A 16,903-nucleotide genomic window follows, 5' to 3' on the forward strand; every position below is an offset into this window, starting at 1 on the left:
GGCGTTACTTTTTAAGCGGCTCGACGGACACGACATCCGGCACGCCACGCGCTTTATCCATGCGCAATTTGACGCGCCAGTCGGCCGGTGCATCGAAGGGAAATTGAGCCAGCGCGCTCTTGATCAGCGACGGCGTCGCGCGCAGCGGATCGGCGTCGTGGTCCGTGCTGGCCGCGCTCACTTTGTAGACCTCGCGTCCGCTCGCGCGCTCGAAAAAACGCAGCGTCAGCGTATGCCGATACGCGCGTGCCCCGAATAGCGAGAACGGTGCGCCGCTCTGCGGACCGCAATCGCCGGCGGTGCAGTCGCTGCGATCCACGCCAATTTCGGCGGGACGCGTTTCGTATCCGACTGACAGCACGTAGTGCGCGGGACGGTCCGCGGTATCGGCAAAGCCCTGCTTCGCCAGTTCGTCTCGCAGTTGGGTTTCGATCTGCGCGTGGTCGCTCTGCGCACCCTGCGCGCCCTGCGTCGGCATGCGCGCGAAGCTATAGGTCCGCTCGCCTGGCAATGCAGTTGCAGGCGTGGCGGTATGCACGTCGGCGTGCATGCCGGTGCAGCCGGCGAGAGTCGCCGCCGTGAGCAGCGCGCCGATAAGGATCGCATTCAGCCCTTTCACCGCTTTCACCGTTCTCTCCTCGCTTCGATAGGTTGCATGCTCACACGCCATGAAGAGGCCTCGTGGGCAACTCCGATTGTTCGTCGTCCAGTGCCGGCAGGCGGATCGTTACCGCCGTGCCGCGGCCAGGCGCGCTCACGACCTCGACATCGCCGCCGTGGCGGGTGACGACTGTCTTCACGAAGGCCATGCCGAGCCCCGCGCCGCCCACATCGGGCCGCTCGGTTTCATGGAATCGCCTGAAGCGCTCGAACAGACCGGCCTGCTGTTCCTCGGGAATGCCATAGCCCTCATCGCGGATCGTGCACGACACGCCGGCAGACTTCACATACGACAGCTCGCAGGCGATACGCGTATCCGGCGGACTGTACTTGACCGCGTTGTTCAGGATGTTGACGAGCGCGCGTGTCATTAGCGAACGGTCCGCGCAGATCCAGTGGCCGTCGTTGTCGTTCTCGTCGCGGCCGCTGCGGCCTGTTGCGCTGTCCGTTCCGGTATCGAGCGCGATGCGCTTCGCGTGCGCCTGCGGCCAGACTTCGTCGCTCGCGTCGATCATCAGCTCGGCGAGATTCACCGGCTCCAGCATGTAGGTTTGCGATTCGGCGCGCGCGAGTTGCACGAAGTCGTCGGCGAGTGTCAGCGCGCGTTGCGCATAACGTTCGATGCGCTCGAGCACGCCGCGCGCGAGCGCCGGCGTCTCGCGTGCGCGCTCCATTTCGACGAGCGCGAGAATCGATGCCTGCGGCGAACGCATGTCGTGCGACAGCAGCCGCAGCGCGTCTTCGCGTTGACGCTCGGCTGCGTGCAGCGCCGACACGTCGACGAGACCCGCGATCCAGCCGGTCGTCTCGCCCTGCGCGTTCGTGCAGTTTGCATAACGCAGCAGATGATCGCGCTCGTCGGCGTCGCGCACCTCGACGCCCTGCGCCATCAGCGCGGCGAATTCGCTGCGCGCGGGATCGAGCAGCGCGGGCCAGTGTGCGCGTGCGAAGAGCGTCTGGTCGGCGTCGGAGGCCGCGCCGCTGTCGATTGCTTTAACGAGCGTCAGCCCGCCGAGCACGGCCTGCATCGCACGTCCTTCCGGCATGGGCGCGCCGAGCCGCGCGAAATGCGCCTTGGCGGCATGATTGGCGATCAGCACGATGCCGCGCACGTCGCTGACGAGGATCGGCTCGGGCACGCTGTTCAGGCTGTCCCACACGAAGCGCTTCATGTCCTGCACGCGTTGCGCGGCTTGCGCCATCAGCGCCATATGCTGTTCCAGCACGTCGCCGCCGAATTCGCGGCGGCGTTGCGGCGTCTGCGGAGTCTGCGGCAGCAAGTGCGGTTCGTCGGCGAGGCGCTGCAGTTCCTTGCGCAGATAGGCCATCGTCATTTCCAGGCGCCGCCAGTTCCAGATCGGATAAACCACCACCACGCCGATGATTGCCGGCACCGGCGACAGCCACAGCCGCGCGCCATAGAGCAGCACGGCGCTGCCCGTCAGCGCGATCACGCACAGCGCGCCCGTGAGCAGCAACGAGCGGCGCGGCGACAGCACGAGGAAACCGGCCAGCAACGCGGCAAGCGAGACCAGCGACACCGCGAACAGCAACCATCGCGCGGCCGGCAGGACCTGGCGACCGGTCAGCAGCGTATCGAGCACGTTCGCATGAATGTAGACGCCAGGCAGCGGCCCGAGCTCGCCGGACACCGGCGTCGCGAACCGGTCGTAAAGGCCCGATGCGGTCACGCCGATTACGACGATGCGGCCACGCAATTTATCCACGGGGACGTCGCCGGCAAGCACGCTCGCGAAGCTCAGCTTCGTGTAGCGCTGCGCGTTGCGGCTGAATGGGATGAGGAAGCGGCCGTCGGTGGATGCGTCGTGGTTTGCGTCGTTGCTTGCGTCGCCGCGCGCTGCGCTCGCCTGGTTCACCGGCTGCGGATTCAGCACAAACGTGCCCCGCTGCGCCGCCCTTGCGACCGTCACCATCAATTGCGGCCAGCGCGCGTCGGCGTCGCCTTCGAACTGGGCGACGCTGCGCACGATGCCGTCGCTGTCCACCTCGAGGTTGATATGCCCGAGGCCGGCCGCGGCGCGCGCAAGCGGCGCAACGGGCTCGACGACCACGCGCGGCGCGTCGCGCCCCGCATCTTCGAGCAGCACCGGCAGATAAGTCGGACTCAGCGCGATCGCGCGGGCAAGCGCGGCATCGTCGGCATTGGGTTCTGTGAAGAGCACGTCGTAGACGACGGCGGCAGGCTTCGCTCTCGCGATCTGCTCGAGCAGCTTTGCATGAACGCTGCGCGGCCACGGCCAGCGACCGAGTTGCGCGACGCTTTCATTGTCGATTTCGAGGACGACGATATCGGGCAGCACCGGCCGCGCGCGCCAGCTCAGCAAGTGGTCGTACACCAGGTGATCGACGCTCGCGCTCATGCGTCCGAGCGAACAGAGCAGGATCACGATGAGGCCGAGACTTCCGATCGCCGCCCATTCGATCAGAAAACGCCGACCCGCGCGCCGTCCGAGACGGGCGCGCGGGTCGAGGCTCAGGCGCGTAGATGTGTTCAGCAAGGCGTGCGCGTAGGGTCTGTTGGGCGTGCGAGTCCGGGAGCGTATCGCATGCGGCTGCGTGAATCTACCAGCGAATCCGCCAACGTCAGCGCGCGAGCGTGAACGAGCGGACCGCGCTCGTCGTCTCGTAGAAGCGGCCGTTGTCGAACTGCTCGGCGACGATCGTCCAGTAATAGACGCCCGGCGGCAGATCGCTCACCACCAGTTGACCGTCCGTCAGATCGGCGCGATCGACGATCGGATGACGCAGATCCGCTGTCGTCGCCATGACGAAGCGAAAGCGCGTTTCGCCCGACGCCGGCGCGCGGCTCACGAACCAGCGGAACTCGTACTCGTGACTGCCGGCGCGCGGCGCGGCGGACGCCGACAGTCCGAACTGACGCCGCTCGAAACCATACACCTGCGGCAAGCCTTCGAGCCCGTTTGCGTCGATGGCGGCGATGCGCACGAAATACGTGCCGTCGGCGAGATCGCCAAAGTCCGCGTGCGGCGTGCTCACGCGCAGGTCGCGAATCAGGTCGAGCTGGTCGGCGTCGCGCGAAATCTGCACGCGATAGGCCGCGGCCTTGCGCGCCGTTTCAGCGGAGCCACCGGCGCCGGCCGGTATCAGATCGAAGGCCACCGTCTTGCCGTCCTGCACGCGGGCCGGTTGGGCAAGCGCGGGCGCGGCGAGCAGTTCGACTGCTTCGCCTGGCGCGCCGCCGGCTCGCGTGACGCTGCCAAAGCGCGCCGCGAGCAGTTGCGCCGACGCCTGCAACGGCACGCCGGGCGCAGGCGCATGTGAGAGAGCCGAATCGGGATCGACGCCGACCGCGCCATCCAGCACTTCGACGGCGGTGGTTTGCGCGTCGCCGTCGTAAGCGACGCGGAAGTGGGTGCCGCGCACGCCCGCGACCACCGACGGCGAGCGGATCTGAAAGCGGTCGTCTTTCTTCGTCGCGTGCGTGACTTCGCTTTCGACACGCCCGCGACGCAGTTCGAGTTGCCGGTCGCCCGCGCCCGTCAGTGCGGTTCGCCGCAGCTTGCCGATGTCGAGCATGGCGTCGTCGGTCAAGGTCACGTGCGAGCCGTCGGACAGTTCCAGCGTGACGAAGCCGTTGGTTCCGGTGCAGATGCGGTCGCCTTCGCCGAGCATCTCGCCCGCCGCAAGCGGCACATACGGCCCCTTGCCGAACGCATGTTCGGCGGGGCCACTCGTCGCAATCACGCGCGCGGTTTCCGGGTCCTGTTTCAGTTTGTCGGCGGGCAGGCGCAGCGCGACGCCGGCGTGCATGCGACGCGGCGCGGGCACGTGGTTCAGGCGGCTTAACACCGCCCAGTCGCCGCCGTCGGTCAGATAGCGGCTGGCGATTTCATAGAGCGTGTCGCCTTCGCGCGTCACATACGAAACATAGGCGGGCGGCGCGGCTTTCGCGCGCTGCCTGGGCGCGCGCGAAGACTGCGCGTGCGCGTCAGGCGGTGCGAAACAGGCAATCGCGAGCATGCCGGCTGCCGCGAGCCACGCGCCCGCGCGGCGGCTCGCCGACGCTGCACTGCCGCGCTCCGCCGCGGCAAGATCGACGGCACGGTCGACGGCAAACGTCACGCCTGCCCCGCTTCCCGACGGTCGGCCGCGGCCGGCGCGTCGCTCGCGGATTCGAGCCGTTCGAGCCGGTAGCCATAGCCGTAAATCGGCGTCAAACGATAGCCGTGTTCGGGACGCAGGCCGAGCTTGCTGCGCAGCATCGAGACGTGCGTGTCCATCGTGCGCGACGGGATGTCGGTCGCCTGCTTCCAGATGACGTCGAGAATATGCGCGCGCGACAGCGGCCGGCTCAGATGCTGGAACAGCAGCAGCGCGAGCTCGAACTCCTTCTGCGTGACCGCCACCTTCGTGCCGCGGACCACGACGTGCTTCGCATGCAGGTCGAATTCGAACTCGCCGAACACTTCTTTCGCCGACGGCGGCTTGAGATGATAGGCGCGCCGCAGCAGCGAACCGACGCGCGCAAGCAGCACCGCGCCGGAGACCGGCTTGACGACGTAGTCGTCGGCGCCCGTATTCAGAATCGACGTGATGTCGCTTTCATGGCCGCGGCTCGTCATGAACAGGACGGGCAAGCGCTCCGACAGACTTTCCCGCACCCAGCGCAGGACATCTTCGCCGGACATGTCGGGCACGTTCCAGTCGAGCACCAGCAGATCGAAGGTCTGGCGCCGCAACTGCCGCACCAGTTCGCGACCCTGGCCATAGGCATGACAGACATGGCCCGCCGCCGACAGCGTTTGGCAAACTAGATCGGCCTGCGCCGAATCGTCATCCAGGACAGCAATTCTCATAAAACCCCGCAACGCGACTTACGTTTGTTCGTCATCTATAACTGGGGCCAGCGCACGAGCACCGTCAAATGGTGCCGGCGAACCGGCGGATCGGCCGGGATGCCGGTGCTCGCTGGCACCGACGATCCGGCTTTCCACTCATTTCGAAGTTTCTTCCACTTTCTTTCGACTAATGGTCCTTCGCCTCGCGCCCCGTAAAGCTGTTGCCACCCCGTCTCAAAATTTGTGCGCATTTTCTTTGATTTAGGAGCGGCGATTATCAAACCGGCGATAATCATAATCGAAAAAACGCGCGTTTATGCTCGCATCATTAAACGTCGCGGCAGCGGCGGCCTTTGCATTGCATCGCCCTTTCGAGCAACGCTTTGGCACCGCTTAGGTACCGTTTTGGGAGCCGCCTGCATGCCGCAAAATGCCGCCGAATACCGCTCGGTGCGGGCTTGCGCGCCGCTCCGACGTTTTTTGTTTTTGCCTCTCAGGTGCTGCCGATTAGCGCTTCGCCCACTGGGCTCGCTATTGGATTAGTTGGTCTCTCTCGCGCGGTGCTGGCCCCGCCGCCTTGCTTTTCAAACCGCGGCCGGGAACAGAAAACAGCGCGGAAACAGCGATTTGACATTCGTGAGTCAGTATAGGAACTGTCTCAAAATAAATCGTTTAAGCTTTGTCAAATCCACCAGGCGTTGCGGGCGCCACCGCTTATGGCCGCTGTTGCACGCAATTAGCCCGCGTGCAACTCCACCACTCCGCGCGCCTCCCGGCTCAAACGACGCACCGCCTGAGGCGGCTGCCCGATCGTGCGCAGGAACGCGCGCCTCATCCGCTCGCGGTCCGTAAAGCCCACTTCGTCCGCGATCACATCCAGCGACAGGCGGCCCTTTTCCAGCATCAGCCGCGCGGCTTCGACGCGCAAATGCTCGACCGCTTTCGCGGGCGACTGCCCCGTCTCGGCACTGAACGCGCGGCTGAACTGGCGCGGGCTGAGTCCCGCCACCTCGGCAAGTTCTTCGACGGTCAATGCGTTGCGCAGATTGGCGTTCGCGTGATCGATCGCCTTCTGGATCTTGTCGGACTTCGGGTCGAGATCGAGCAAGGTCGAGAACTGGGACTGTCCGCCCGCGCGCCGGTGGTACACCACGAGCTTGCGCGCGACCGTGCGCGACACGTCCTGGCCGTGGTCCTTCTCGATCATCGCGAGCGCCATGTCGATGGTGGCCGTCATGCCCGCGGACGTCCAGATCGGCCCGTCGACGATAAAAATCTGATCTTCCTCGACGGCGATCTTCGGAAAGCGGCGCTGCAGATCGTTGGCGAACCGCCAATGGGTGGTGGCGCGCCGGCCGTCGAGCGCGCCCGCTTCGGCAAGCACGAACGCGCCCGTGCAAGGCGCCGCGATCCGCCGCGATGTTTCGAGCGAGCGTCTGACGAACGCGGTCAGCGCGGGCGACCGGAGGTCGATGTCGGCGCCGGAGCCGAACATCACCGTATCGAATGTGGCGTCGCCGAAAGGCTGCGTCTCCACCCGAATTCCCGCCGACGAAGGCACGAGCCCGCCCGTCTCCGACAAGAGCGTTATGTCGTACGCCGGCTCTTCAAGCACGCCGTTGGCGAGTTCGAACGCCGTGACGGCCGCAAAACCCATCAGATAGAAGTTGGGAAAAACCACAAAACCGATCGTATGCATGCGTGGCTCCAGCCATGTCCTGAATTAATGGTATATACGACATTTGAGACGCGGTCAACGAAGGCTATGCTTGGCCTATGCATCGCGCCGGCCGTCCGGCGCAGACAGGACCGGATCGCCGCGCCAGGGCCGCGCGGCCGTGCATCGGAACGCAACAGGCTAGCTAAAAAGTATAGAACCTTCACATGGACCGTCGATTACTGATACTCGCGCTCGGCATGTTCGCGATGGGCACCGACAACTTCGTGGTCGCCGGCATTCTCCCCGGCGTGGCGAACTCGCTGCATACCTCGGTCGGCGCGGCCGGCCTGATGGTGACGTTTTATGCGCTGACCTACGCGATCGCCGCGCCGGTGATGGCGGCCGTCGCCGGCTCATGGCCGCGCAAGCCGCTGCTGGTCGGCGCGCTGAGCGTTTTCGTCGTCGGCAACGCGATCAGCGCGATGGCCACCGATCTGCACTGGGTGCTGTTCGCCCGCGCGCTCGCGGGCTTCGGCGCCGCGCTCTTTTCGCCTACTGCGTTGGGCGTCGCGTCCGCGCTCGCGTCGCCCGAAAAGCGCGGCCGCGCGCTCGCCACGGTGACGGCGGGCCTGACGGGCGCGACCGCGCTCGGTTCGCCCATCGGCACGTTTATCGGCGGATTCGGCACCTGGAGAACGACGCTGTGGTTCGTCACGCTGTTCGGTCTCGTCGCGATGATCGGCGTGTGGACGATGCTGCCCTCCGTCGCGCAGCCGCAGCCGATCAAATTGCGCGACCGGCTCGCGCCGGTCCGCGACACGCGCGTCGCGCTCACGCTGCTCACATCGCTGTTCGCGTTCGGCGGCTTCCTGATGGTCTATACCTACGCAGGCGTCGTGCTCAATCGCGTGACGCACGGCGACGAGCGCATGCTCGCGGGCCTGTTCCTGGTGTGGGGCGTGGCAGCGACGGTGGGGAATCTGCTGGCCGGACGCCTCGTCGACAAGTTCGCGAGCCGCCACATCATCAACGCGATGCTGTGCATTGCCGCGATCAACTTCTGCGCGCTGCCGTGGACTTCGGCGCATGTCGCAAGCGCTGCCCTCGCGCTGATCGTCTGGGGTCTCTGCGGATGGGGGCTCATCGTTCCGCAGCAGCACCGGCTCGTGCAAGTCTCGCCGCAGGTCGCGCCGTTGCTGCTCGCGCTGAACAACACGGCCACGTATATCGGGCTCGCGTGCTCGGGCGTGCTCGGCGGCGTCGTGCTGCAATCGACGGGCGGGCGTTATCTGAGCGTCGTGGCCGCCGCGCTGATTGCGCTCGCGTTGATCCTCGCCGAGGCGGCGTATCGGCGGATCGAACGGCCGCAAGCAGCGCATCGCGCGGCGCCCCGTCGCGAGACCGAGGCGGCGTGAGCCTGGCAACGGTGGTTCGTTTGCGTCGATAATCGCGATTTTCCGCTCATGCGGGATAGCCCGCGCGGATCGCTGCGCAATCGAATCGAGGAACGCATGGACCGCTTGACTGGCATGGCCGTGTTCGTCGCCGCCGTCGACGAAGGCAGTTTCGCGGCGGCAGCGCGCCGCTTTGGCCTATCGGCTGCGATGGCCGGCAAGTACGTCAGCGCGATGGAAGCGCAATTGAACGCGCGGCTGCTTCAGCGCAGCACGCGCCGCTTGAGCCTGACGGATGTCGGCCACGCGTATTACGAGCGATGCAAGCGCATTCTCGACGCTTATGACGAAGCCAACCGCGAAGCCAGCGACGCGCACGGCACCGCGCGCGGTGTGCTCAGAGTCGCCGCGCCGGTCACGTTCGGAGCGATGCACCTGGGCGAAGTGCTCGCGCGATACATGGAGCAATTCCCACACGTCAACGTTGAAGTTGCGCTGTCGGACCGTTACGTCGATCTGCTGGAAAGCGGTGTCGACGTCGCCGTGCGGATCGGTCGCCTGCGTGACTCCGCGCTGATCGCGCGGCGGCTCGCGCCCTGCCGCATGGTGATCTGCGCGTCGCCGGACTATATCGCACGCAACGGCATGCCGCGCAGCCCCGACGACTTGCGGCAAGCGCCGCGGCTCACGTTCAGCGAAGCGGTGTCCGTCGGCGACTGGACGCTCTTCGACAGCGAACGACGCGCGCACGTAATCGACGGGCCCTGCCGGCTCGCCGCCAACAATACGCAGATGCTGCTTGCAGCCGCGCTCGCCGGTGCGGGCGTCGTCTACGGACCGACGTTCGTATTCGGCGAGCAGATTGCATGCGGAAAGCTGGTCGAACTGCTGCCCGAGTATCAGGCGTCCGAGCTCGCGATCCAGGCGGTCTATCCGAGCGCGCGCCATCTGCCGCTGAAGGTGCGCCACTTCCTCGACTACCTCGCGGCTGCTTTCGGCGACGAGCCGCCGTGGGATCGCTTCAGGCAAGCACCGCCGGCACGCCCGGGCCAGCGCCGCTCGATCGCTACGAAGCGCCCAGTTCGCCAACGAACTGCCGGATGATCGCCGCGAGCGCCGACGGCGCTTCGAGTGGCGACAGATGTCCGGTGCCCGCCAGCACTTGCAGACGCGAGCCGGCAATTCGCGGCAGCAACTCCGCGCGCAACGTGTCCACGCGATCGACCTGATCGAGTTCGCCGGCCACCACGAGCACGGGCACCTTGATCGAGCTGACCTCGTGCGTGATGTCCTCGAGCATCGCGGCGTTCGGCCAGGCTGCTCTCGCTTGCGGCGCACCACGCAGGCTGTCGGCAATCACCTGCTCGCGCAGCGCCGGCGTGAGTGGATTCGCGCTCAGCACGTTATCCAGCACCCATTCGATCGATTCACGCGAGTCGTACGCCGCCGCCATCGCGGCGCGCTGCTCGTCGGGAAGGACCATCGGCGAAGGCGGCGACGGCGCGACGAGCACGACGCCCTGCAGTCCTTCGGGCCTGCGCGACGCGAGCAGTTGCGCGACCTTGCCGCCCATCGAGTGCCCGACGAGCACATAGCGCGAGAGCTTCAGTGCTTCGATGACATCGTGCGCATCGTTGGCCAGATCCGCGATCGTATAGCCTTGCTCGGGCGCCGCGGAATTGCCCCATCCGCGATGGTCGACGGCAATGCTCCTCTGCGCGCTCGACAGTTCGCCCACAACCGCGTCCCACGTGCGCGACGATCCGCCCCAGTAGTGCAGAAACACGAGTGCCGGTTCGCCGCTGCCCCGCTCTCTGACATGAATCGTTGTTGCCCTCGTCCGGATATCCATAGCAATGCTCCTTGCCAATGCTCGTTGCGCGTAAGTGAACGGTGCGGGCTTGCCTGCAACCGTGGCCACATTGTGGATGTCGTCGAGCCATCCGATAAGCGCTGTTCTTCTTTATACGGTCGATCGCCGCGTGATCGGATCGGACGTGGAGCGAACGCCGGCGCAAGGCGTCGCGCGAAAAAAAACGGCATCGTCCCGCATGAGACGATGCCGCTCAAAAAACACCACACGCTCGCGGGGGCTACCACACGAGTGCTCAAAAAATAGCTGCTAAGAAAGTCTTCCTCAAGATGAAAGAAGTACTTTTGTAACGACGCAGGCGGTAGTTATTACGCACGCCGTAATAGCTGTGCGCCCGCAAGCAGTGCTGCATGCGGCGTCAAAAAACTTACGACCAAAGACCCGCAAAACAGCGCGTTTTACACAAGCGATGATTTGTTACAGTCCGGCCTCGCCGATGACGCCCAGGAAGACCGGCGGCCGTCACCCATACGTAAGCCCGCTGAAACCAACTGGCAGGCATGAGCAACGCGTCACATCAGACCGGCTGATCCATGCAGCGACGCGTGCCGTCGGCGCCGCGCACCGGCGCGATGTGTTCGAGCGTGACCTGTGCATGGCCTGCCGCGCGAACGCCGAGCGCTTCCGCGGCGGCATACGAAAGATCGATGATGCGACCGCGCGCGAACGGCCCGCGGTCGTTGATGCGCACCACCACCGAGCGCGGCCGGCCGTGCGCCGTCACACGCACGCAAGCGCCTAGCGGCAACGTGCGATGCGCCGCCGTCAACGCATGCATGTTGTAGCGTTCGCCGCTCGCGGTTCGGCGTCCGTCGAAGAGCTTGCCGTACCACGAAGCGAAGCCCGTCTGCTGAAAGCCCTTGCCGCAGGCGCAGGCCGGCACGATGGGCGAATCGTCGGCGCTGGACTGAGTGTCGGTGTCTGCATCGGTGTCCGCGTCCGCGTCTGCGTGCGGCTGCCGGTGCGCGTGCGGCTGCGGGGCCGACGCGAGCGGCACGCCGGCAGCGTCCGCACCGACGCCGTCGCTATGTTTCGAGCGCGATCCGCTCGCGCCTCGCAGCGTGTGAATGGCCGGGGCGTCGAAACCCGACGGGCTTACGCCCGCGTCGGGTTGCGCGCAGCCAGCCAGCACGAGCGCGGCGCCTAACCATGCAAGCGCCGATGAAAGGCGGCCTGTCGAACAACTGCGGAAATCAGAGATCATGAGCGTTGTCGCGCGCGCCGCGCTGGGTGAACAGCGCCGCGCGTCGTGTGCGGTCTGGTGGGTTCGGGGAAACAAACGCCGGCTTAATGGCGCTTGGGAAGGTAGGCGAGCGGATCGACGGGTTTGCCGTCCTTGCGTACTTCGAAATGCACGGACGCATCGCCGGCGGCATCCGCGGAAACTTCCGCAATGGCCTGCCCTTTCTTGACGGGCGTGCCTTCCTTGACGAGCAGCGCGCGGTTGTTGCCGTAAGCGGTCAACAAATGCGAGTCGTGCTTGACGATGATGAGCTGGCCATAACCCGCGATGCCGCCGCCCGCATAGACGACGCGGCCGCTCGCCGCGGCTCTGACCTGTTCGCCGGCGCGCGTGGCGATCGTCACGCCCTTGGTCTTGCCGGCCACGAACGGCTCGCTGACCGCGCCGCTAACGGGCCAGGCAAGCCGCGCTTTGGCGTCGGCGGCGGTGGTCAATGCGGCATCCGTGTGCTTTTCCGCTGCCGTGGCCGCGCGCTGATCCGTTGCGGCCGCAACGTTCTGCGTCGCCGCGGGCGGAGCGACGCGCAATATCTGCCCGGCGCGCAGCGAGCCATCCGCGGAAAGACGATTCCATTGCGCGATCGCCGACGCGTCGCGGCCGAAGTCGTGCGCAATGGCCGTCAGCGTATCGCCCGGATTCACGCGATAAAACCCCGCGGGCACGGTCGGCGGATTCAACGCGGCCGACGCATTGCCGGCCGTCCAGGCCGAGATCGGATCGTAGGACGAACTGACCGGCGCTTCGAGCAACGGCGTGCTCGGCGAAAGCAGCGAGCAGCCGCTCAGCGCGCCGGCCAATGACCATGCGAGCAGCTTCAGAACGCGCGGCGCTGCGCATCGGGGCAAACAGATTTTCATTAACGGATGAGAAGAGATCGTGATCTTGCCGAGCGGCGTTTCAGCGCTCGCGTTTTTGTGTGTGCGCTAATGCAACCATGCAATCATGCAAATCGGCGTCGCGGCCGGATGGCGCTCTTCATGCCGATGTGAAGCGAATGCGGGCGAATGCGGCGATGCGGGCCGATGCGCTCGCACCGGCCCGCTTCTTCGCAGACTCGCTAACCGACGGAAAAATTACGGCTTGGCAGGCGCTGCTTCGTCGGCTACGGGCGCGCTGTTGTCGTCGCCCTGTGCCGTCGATGCCGCGTGCTTGTGTGCATGCTTATGCGCGTGCTTGTGCGCGTGCTTGTGCTGCTTCTTCGCGTGATGATGCGGGGCTACCGGCTCGCCTTCGTGCGTTGCGGCCGAAGCTGCATGCATCGGAGCCGCTTGCGGCGCGGAAGCAGCTGCGGGCGCGGAGGCTTGCGCGAAAGCGGCGATCGAGAACAGACCAGCGACGGCGGCGGCGAGAAGTTGCTTGTTCATGACGGTGTTTTCCTTAACGTATGCGTTGACTGACCGATTAATGGTCGCGTGTTCAACGAGTGCGAAAAGAAACCGTTGACGGCATCAGGTCAAACTCAGCAATCCTTGACGATTTGTGACGCCTTTGAACAGTAGCGAGTCAGATGTGACGAGATTTGAATACGATGAAAACGCGGGCTTTAGAGCGGCACGGCGTTTTTGAAAGACGCGTGGTTGTGATCGACACGCACGGTCGTTGCGACCGCGCGCGTCACTTCGAGCCTTCCAGCTCGGGCATCGGCGCAAAGAGCGCGTCGAGGTCGTCGTCGGAGAATTTGGCGGCGCCCGCGGCGTCTTCCGAGAGAATGCTGTCGGCGAGGCCCGCCTTCTGCTCCTGCAATTCCACGATCTTTTCTTCGATGCTGCCTGCCGCGATCAGCTTGTAGACGAACACAGGCTTGTCCTGACCGAGCCGATGCGCGCGGTCGGTGGCCTGATTCTCGGCGGCCGGATTCCACCAGGGGTCGTAGTGAATCACCGTGTCGGCGGCGGTCAGGTTCAGACCCACGCCGCCCGCCTTCAGGCTGATCAGGAACAACGGCACTTCGCCTTGCTGAAAACGCTGCACGGGCGTGACGCGGTCGGTCGTGTCACCCGTCAGGATCACGTAGGGAATCGCGGCTTCGTCGAGCGCTTGCGCGATCAGCGACAACATGCCGGTGAACTGCGAGAACAGCAGAACGCGGCGGCCTTCGTCGATCAGTTCGGGCAGCATCGAGAGCAACAGATCGAGCTTGGCCGAACGCACCCCCTTCTCTGTTTTATCGGAAGCTCGTGCGGTCTGAGTGCTCGAACCTTCGTCAACTTCGCCGACGTTCTGAGCAGTCCGCAGCGTGCGCACGAGACGCGGATCGCAACACACCTGCCGCAACTTCAGCAGCGCATCGAGCACGATGATGTGGCTGCGCGCGAGGCCCTGCGCGCTCACCGCGGCGCGCACCTTTTCCTGCATCGCCGTGCGCACGGTTTCGTAGAGATCGCGCTGCGCGCCTTCGAGATCGACGGAACATACAATCGTCGTCTTGGCCGGCAGTTCTTTCGCGACCTCGTCCTTGCGACGCCGCAGCATGAATGGCCGGATGCGGCGCGCGAGCAGCGAGCGGCGCACGCCGTCGTTATTCTTTTCGATCGGATTGCGCCAGCGGCGCGTGAAGTCCTTCTGGCTGCCGAGAAATCCGGGCAGCAGAAAATCGAACTGCGACCACAATTCGCCGAGGTGATTCTCGAGCGGCGTGCCGGTCAGACACAGACGATGGCGCGCGCTCAAACCACGGATCGCCTGCGCGGCCTTCGTCGTGGCGTTCTTCACGTACTGCGCTTCGTCGAGAATCAGCAGGTGATATTGATGTTCGGCGAGCACCTTCTGATCGCGCCACAACAACGCGTACGTCGTCAGAATCAGTTCGTGTTCGCTGATCTGCTCGAAGCGCTCCTTGCGCTGCGGGCCGTTGAGCACCAGCACTTTCAGCTCGGGTGCAAAGCGTCGCGCTTCCTCGCGCCAGTTGTGCACGAGTGTGGTCGGCACGACGATCAGCGCGGGCTTGTCGAGCCGTCCGGCCTCTTTCTCCGCGAGAATGTGCGCGAGCGTCTGCACGGTTTTGCCGAGGCCCATGTCGTCGGCGAGCACACCGGCAAGACCTTGCTCGCGCAGATACTGCATCCAGTTCAGGCCCTGCTGCTGATAAGCGCGCAATTGCGCGCGCAAGGCCGCGGGCACCGGCACCTCGCGCAAACGCGGACCGGCTTGCAGACGCTCGGCGAGCCGGCGGATCGAATCGTCGCCACGGAATTGCCAGCGGCCTGTGTCGCTCAACGCCTGCAGGCGGCCTGCGTCGACGGACGGCACGCGCAGCGGCGCACCATCGGCGAGCGACCCGCCGAGCGAATCGAACAGATCGACCAGCACACGCACCACCGGTTTGAGCCGGTCGGCGCGCAGCCGCAAGCGCTTATTCTCTTCGGTCTTGAGCTCGATCGGCTCGTCGTCGGCGATGGCTTCGAGCGCGCCGCCAAGCCAGCGCCGGTCGCGCCGGAACAGATCGGCGAGCAGCGGTTCGAGCCGCACGTTGCGCTCGCCGATGCGGATGCCCATTTCCAGATCGAACCACCCGTCGCCGGCCTGATGCGCGGTGCCGTCGATTGCATCGATCTCGATCACGTTGTAGCGGAACTCGGGCGCCATCGTCACACGCCAGCCCTTGCTGACGAGTTCGGGCACGGCGTCGTTGACGAACGCGGACCACGCTTCGGCATCGGGCAAGCCGAGCATCGTGTCGGGTAACAGACGCGACGCGAACACGCGGCTCGTGGGCACCTTCTGCAACCCGGTCTTGCGCAGTTCGAGCAGGCGCTTTTTCTCGGCGTCGTAGCGGCGGCGAATATGGATGACGTCGCCGCCCGGCATGGGCACGAGCGTGACGCTGCTGTCCACGTTGATGCTGACGCCGTCGTAGTCGAAGCTCACGCCGGCCAGTTCGACGGCCTGGCTTTTGGCGACGTTGCCCGCCTTGCCAGGCTTGCTGGTCTTTCCAGCGGACGGCAGCGCGTGGCTGTTCAGCGTAAGCACGGGCACGGGTTCGACATCGATCACGCGAATCGTCGATGTGTCGTGGGTAGGCGGCAACGGCAACTCGGGCGCGACTTCGCGCAGCATGGACGCGACGAGCGGCGCTTCGGCCAGCGAGATCGGCGGCATCGCGAGGTAGTCGGGCAATTGCTGGAACGGCAGCGACGAGCGCACGATGCCCGCCTCCCGCGCGTCGCCATCCACGTACCAGACGGGCTCGGTCGGCAGCACCATGCTCGCGCGCGGCTCGGTGCGCAGCACGGGACGCAGACGCTGGTCGGCAAGCGGTTCCCATTCGATGCGCCCCGGCCGGTCGGCGGCGCGCGCGAGCGGCGTCGGCGCGTCGTCGCCGGGCGCGAGCTTGAAGTCGAAGAAGAGGCGCCCGGTGGCGATCAGCTTTTGCAGCATTTCCGCGCCGCTCGTGCCGCGCAGAATAAATTGCCCGAAGTCTTCGCGCGAACGGCCAAGCCACAGGCCGCGCAGAATCGACAGATCTTCGTCCGACACGAACCTGGGTTGCTTGAGCAGCGCCGACTCTACATTGCCCCACGTCTCGCCGACCTCGACGATGCGGCCATCCGCATCGCAGCGCGCGCGATACAGCACCACCTCGTGGCGCATGTGGAAGTCGGACCAGTTGAGCCGGTAGGCCAGCGTTTCGGTGCGGGCGGCAGCCGTTTTCTGAGCGGCGGCATCGGCGGCTTCGGCGCGCGCACGGAAGCGTTCGAGCCAGCTCACGAGCTCGGGGCGCACGCCCTGCGGCGGACCGAAGCGTTCCACCGACGCACGTTGCGTCACGAGCGGCGCGCTGTCGCTGCGCTCATCGTCGTCGACGCGAATAATGTGGTCCATCTCGTCGTGATACTCGAGCTCGGCGAGCAGCAGCGCGGCCACATGCTTGCAATTGCGGCCGACCGGACAACTGCAATCGCTCTGCGCCCACGGCGTGCCGCCGTCCGTGCGAAAGCGCACGCGGGTTCGGTAGGGCTCGGGCTGGCTGCCCTGCACGTCGCCCGTCAGTGTGGCTCCGTGCCATTGCATGTTGGTGACCGGGCCGACCGCGCGCGCCTTGGCGACGGTGTTATCACCGAGCCACTCTGCAATCCGTTCGCGATCAAAGAAAACTGACGACATCAGCGTGCATCCTCTTCAAGCCGGCGAAGACAAGCGGCGCGATGGAATCGATTCGGCGGACGGTGCATTGTCTACCGCGACGATTTTTCGAAGCCTTGCTTGCCAGTGATAACCGGCCATTTTACGCGTTGGCGGGATTCGGCTGTGCGA

12 protein-coding genes are annotated in these 16,903 nt (G+C 65.6%); 2 read left to right on the forward strand and 10 right to left on the reverse strand.

The window, feature by feature from the left end; genetic code table 11:
* Window positions 1–4: 4 nt before the first annotated feature.
* The 5 genes from AB6809_RS25655 to AB6809_RS25675 form a co-directional block, all read right to left on the reverse strand.
* The gene (locus AB6809_RS25655; RefSeq protein ID WP_310031806.1) at window positions 5–670 is read right to left on the reverse strand and encodes a DUF4136 domain-containing protein; all 666 of its coding nucleotides are present in this window, start codon (window positions 668–670) and stop codon (window positions 5–7) included.
* A complete protein-coding gene (locus tag AB6809_RS25660) occupies window positions 660–3,179 on the reverse strand; it encodes a CHASE2 domain-containing protein (protein WP_371027417.1) in 2,520 nt (839 codons plus the stop codon). Before AB6809_RS25660 ends, AB6809_RS25655 begins: the two co-directional genes overlap by 11 nt.
* An 85-nt stretch (window positions 3,180–3,264) precedes the next feature.
* On the reverse strand, window positions 3,265–4,764 hold the full coding sequence (locus AB6809_RS25665; protein ID WP_371027418.1) for a FecR domain-containing protein: 1,500 nt from the start codon (window positions 4,762–4,764) through the stop codon (window positions 3,265–3,267).
* Window positions 4,761–5,498, reverse strand: a complete 738-nt coding sequence (locus AB6809_RS25670; RefSeq protein WP_006050296.1) for a response regulator transcription factor — start codon at window positions 5,496–5,498, stop codon at window positions 4,761–4,763. Before AB6809_RS25670 ends, AB6809_RS25665 begins: the two co-directional genes overlap by 4 nt.
* Window positions 5,499–6,216: 718 nt before the next feature.
* Window positions 6,217–7,179, reverse strand: coding sequence for a GlxA family transcriptional regulator (locus tag AB6809_RS25675; protein WP_371027419.1), 963 nt, complete (start codon window positions 7,177–7,179; stop codon window positions 6,217–6,219).
* Between the two features lie 185 nt (window positions 7,180–7,364).
* On the opposite strand from AB6809_RS25675, the gene AB6809_RS25680 reads away from it, so the two are divergent.
* Window positions 7,365–8,555, forward strand: coding sequence for an MFS transporter (locus AB6809_RS25680; protein WP_371027420.1), 1,191 nt, complete (start codon window positions 7,365–7,367; stop codon window positions 8,553–8,555).
* Window positions 8,556–8,651: 96 nt separating this feature from the next.
* A complete protein-coding gene (locus tag AB6809_RS25685; protein WP_371027421.1) occupies window positions 8,652–9,638 on the forward strand; it encodes a LysR family transcriptional regulator in 987 nt (328 codons plus the stop codon).
* Here AB6809_RS25685 and AB6809_RS25690 read toward each other — a convergent pair.
* The 5 genes from AB6809_RS25690 to AB6809_RS25710 all read right to left on the reverse strand — a co-directional run bounded on the left by AB6809_RS25690 (window position 9,601) and on the right by AB6809_RS25710 (window position 16,753).
* Window positions 9,601–10,386 (reverse strand): alpha/beta fold hydrolase, encoded by a 786-nt coding sequence (locus tag AB6809_RS25690; protein WP_371027422.1) that lies wholly within the window; start codon window positions 10,384–10,386, stop codon window positions 9,601–9,603. The two genes, AB6809_RS25685 and AB6809_RS25690, sit on opposite strands and share 38 nt — an antisense overlap.
* A gap of 538 nt (window positions 10,387–10,924) precedes the next feature.
* Complete coding sequence (locus tag AB6809_RS25695) at window positions 10,925–11,611, reverse strand: septal ring lytic transglycosylase RlpA family protein (protein WP_371027423.1); 687 nt, start codon at window positions 11,609–11,611, stop codon at window positions 10,925–10,927.
* Window positions 11,612–11,694: 83 nt separating this feature from the next.
* Window positions 11,695–12,507, reverse strand: coding sequence for a peptidoglycan DD-metalloendopeptidase family protein (locus tag AB6809_RS25700; protein ID WP_371027424.1), 813 nt, complete (start codon window positions 12,505–12,507; stop codon window positions 11,695–11,697).
* A 216-nt stretch (window positions 12,508–12,723) separates the two neighbouring features.
* Window positions 12,724–13,014: a hypothetical protein gene (locus AB6809_RS25705; protein WP_029969043.1), complete on the reverse strand. Its 291-nt coding sequence runs from the start codon at window positions 13,012–13,014 to the stop codon at window positions 12,724–12,726.
* A gap of 250 nt (window positions 13,015–13,264) precedes the next feature.
* On the reverse strand, window positions 13,265–16,753 hold the full coding sequence (locus AB6809_RS25710) for an SNF2-related protein (RefSeq protein ID WP_371027425.1): 3,489 nt from the start codon (window positions 16,751–16,753) through the stop codon (window positions 13,265–13,267).
* Window positions 16,754–16,903: the final 150 nt, after the last annotated feature.

The sequence above is a fragment of the Paraburkholderia sp. RCC_158 genome (genome assembly GCF_041355255.1).
Classification (GTDB): Bacteria; Pseudomonadota; Gammaproteobacteria; order Burkholderiales; family Burkholderiaceae; genus Paraburkholderia; species Paraburkholderia graminis.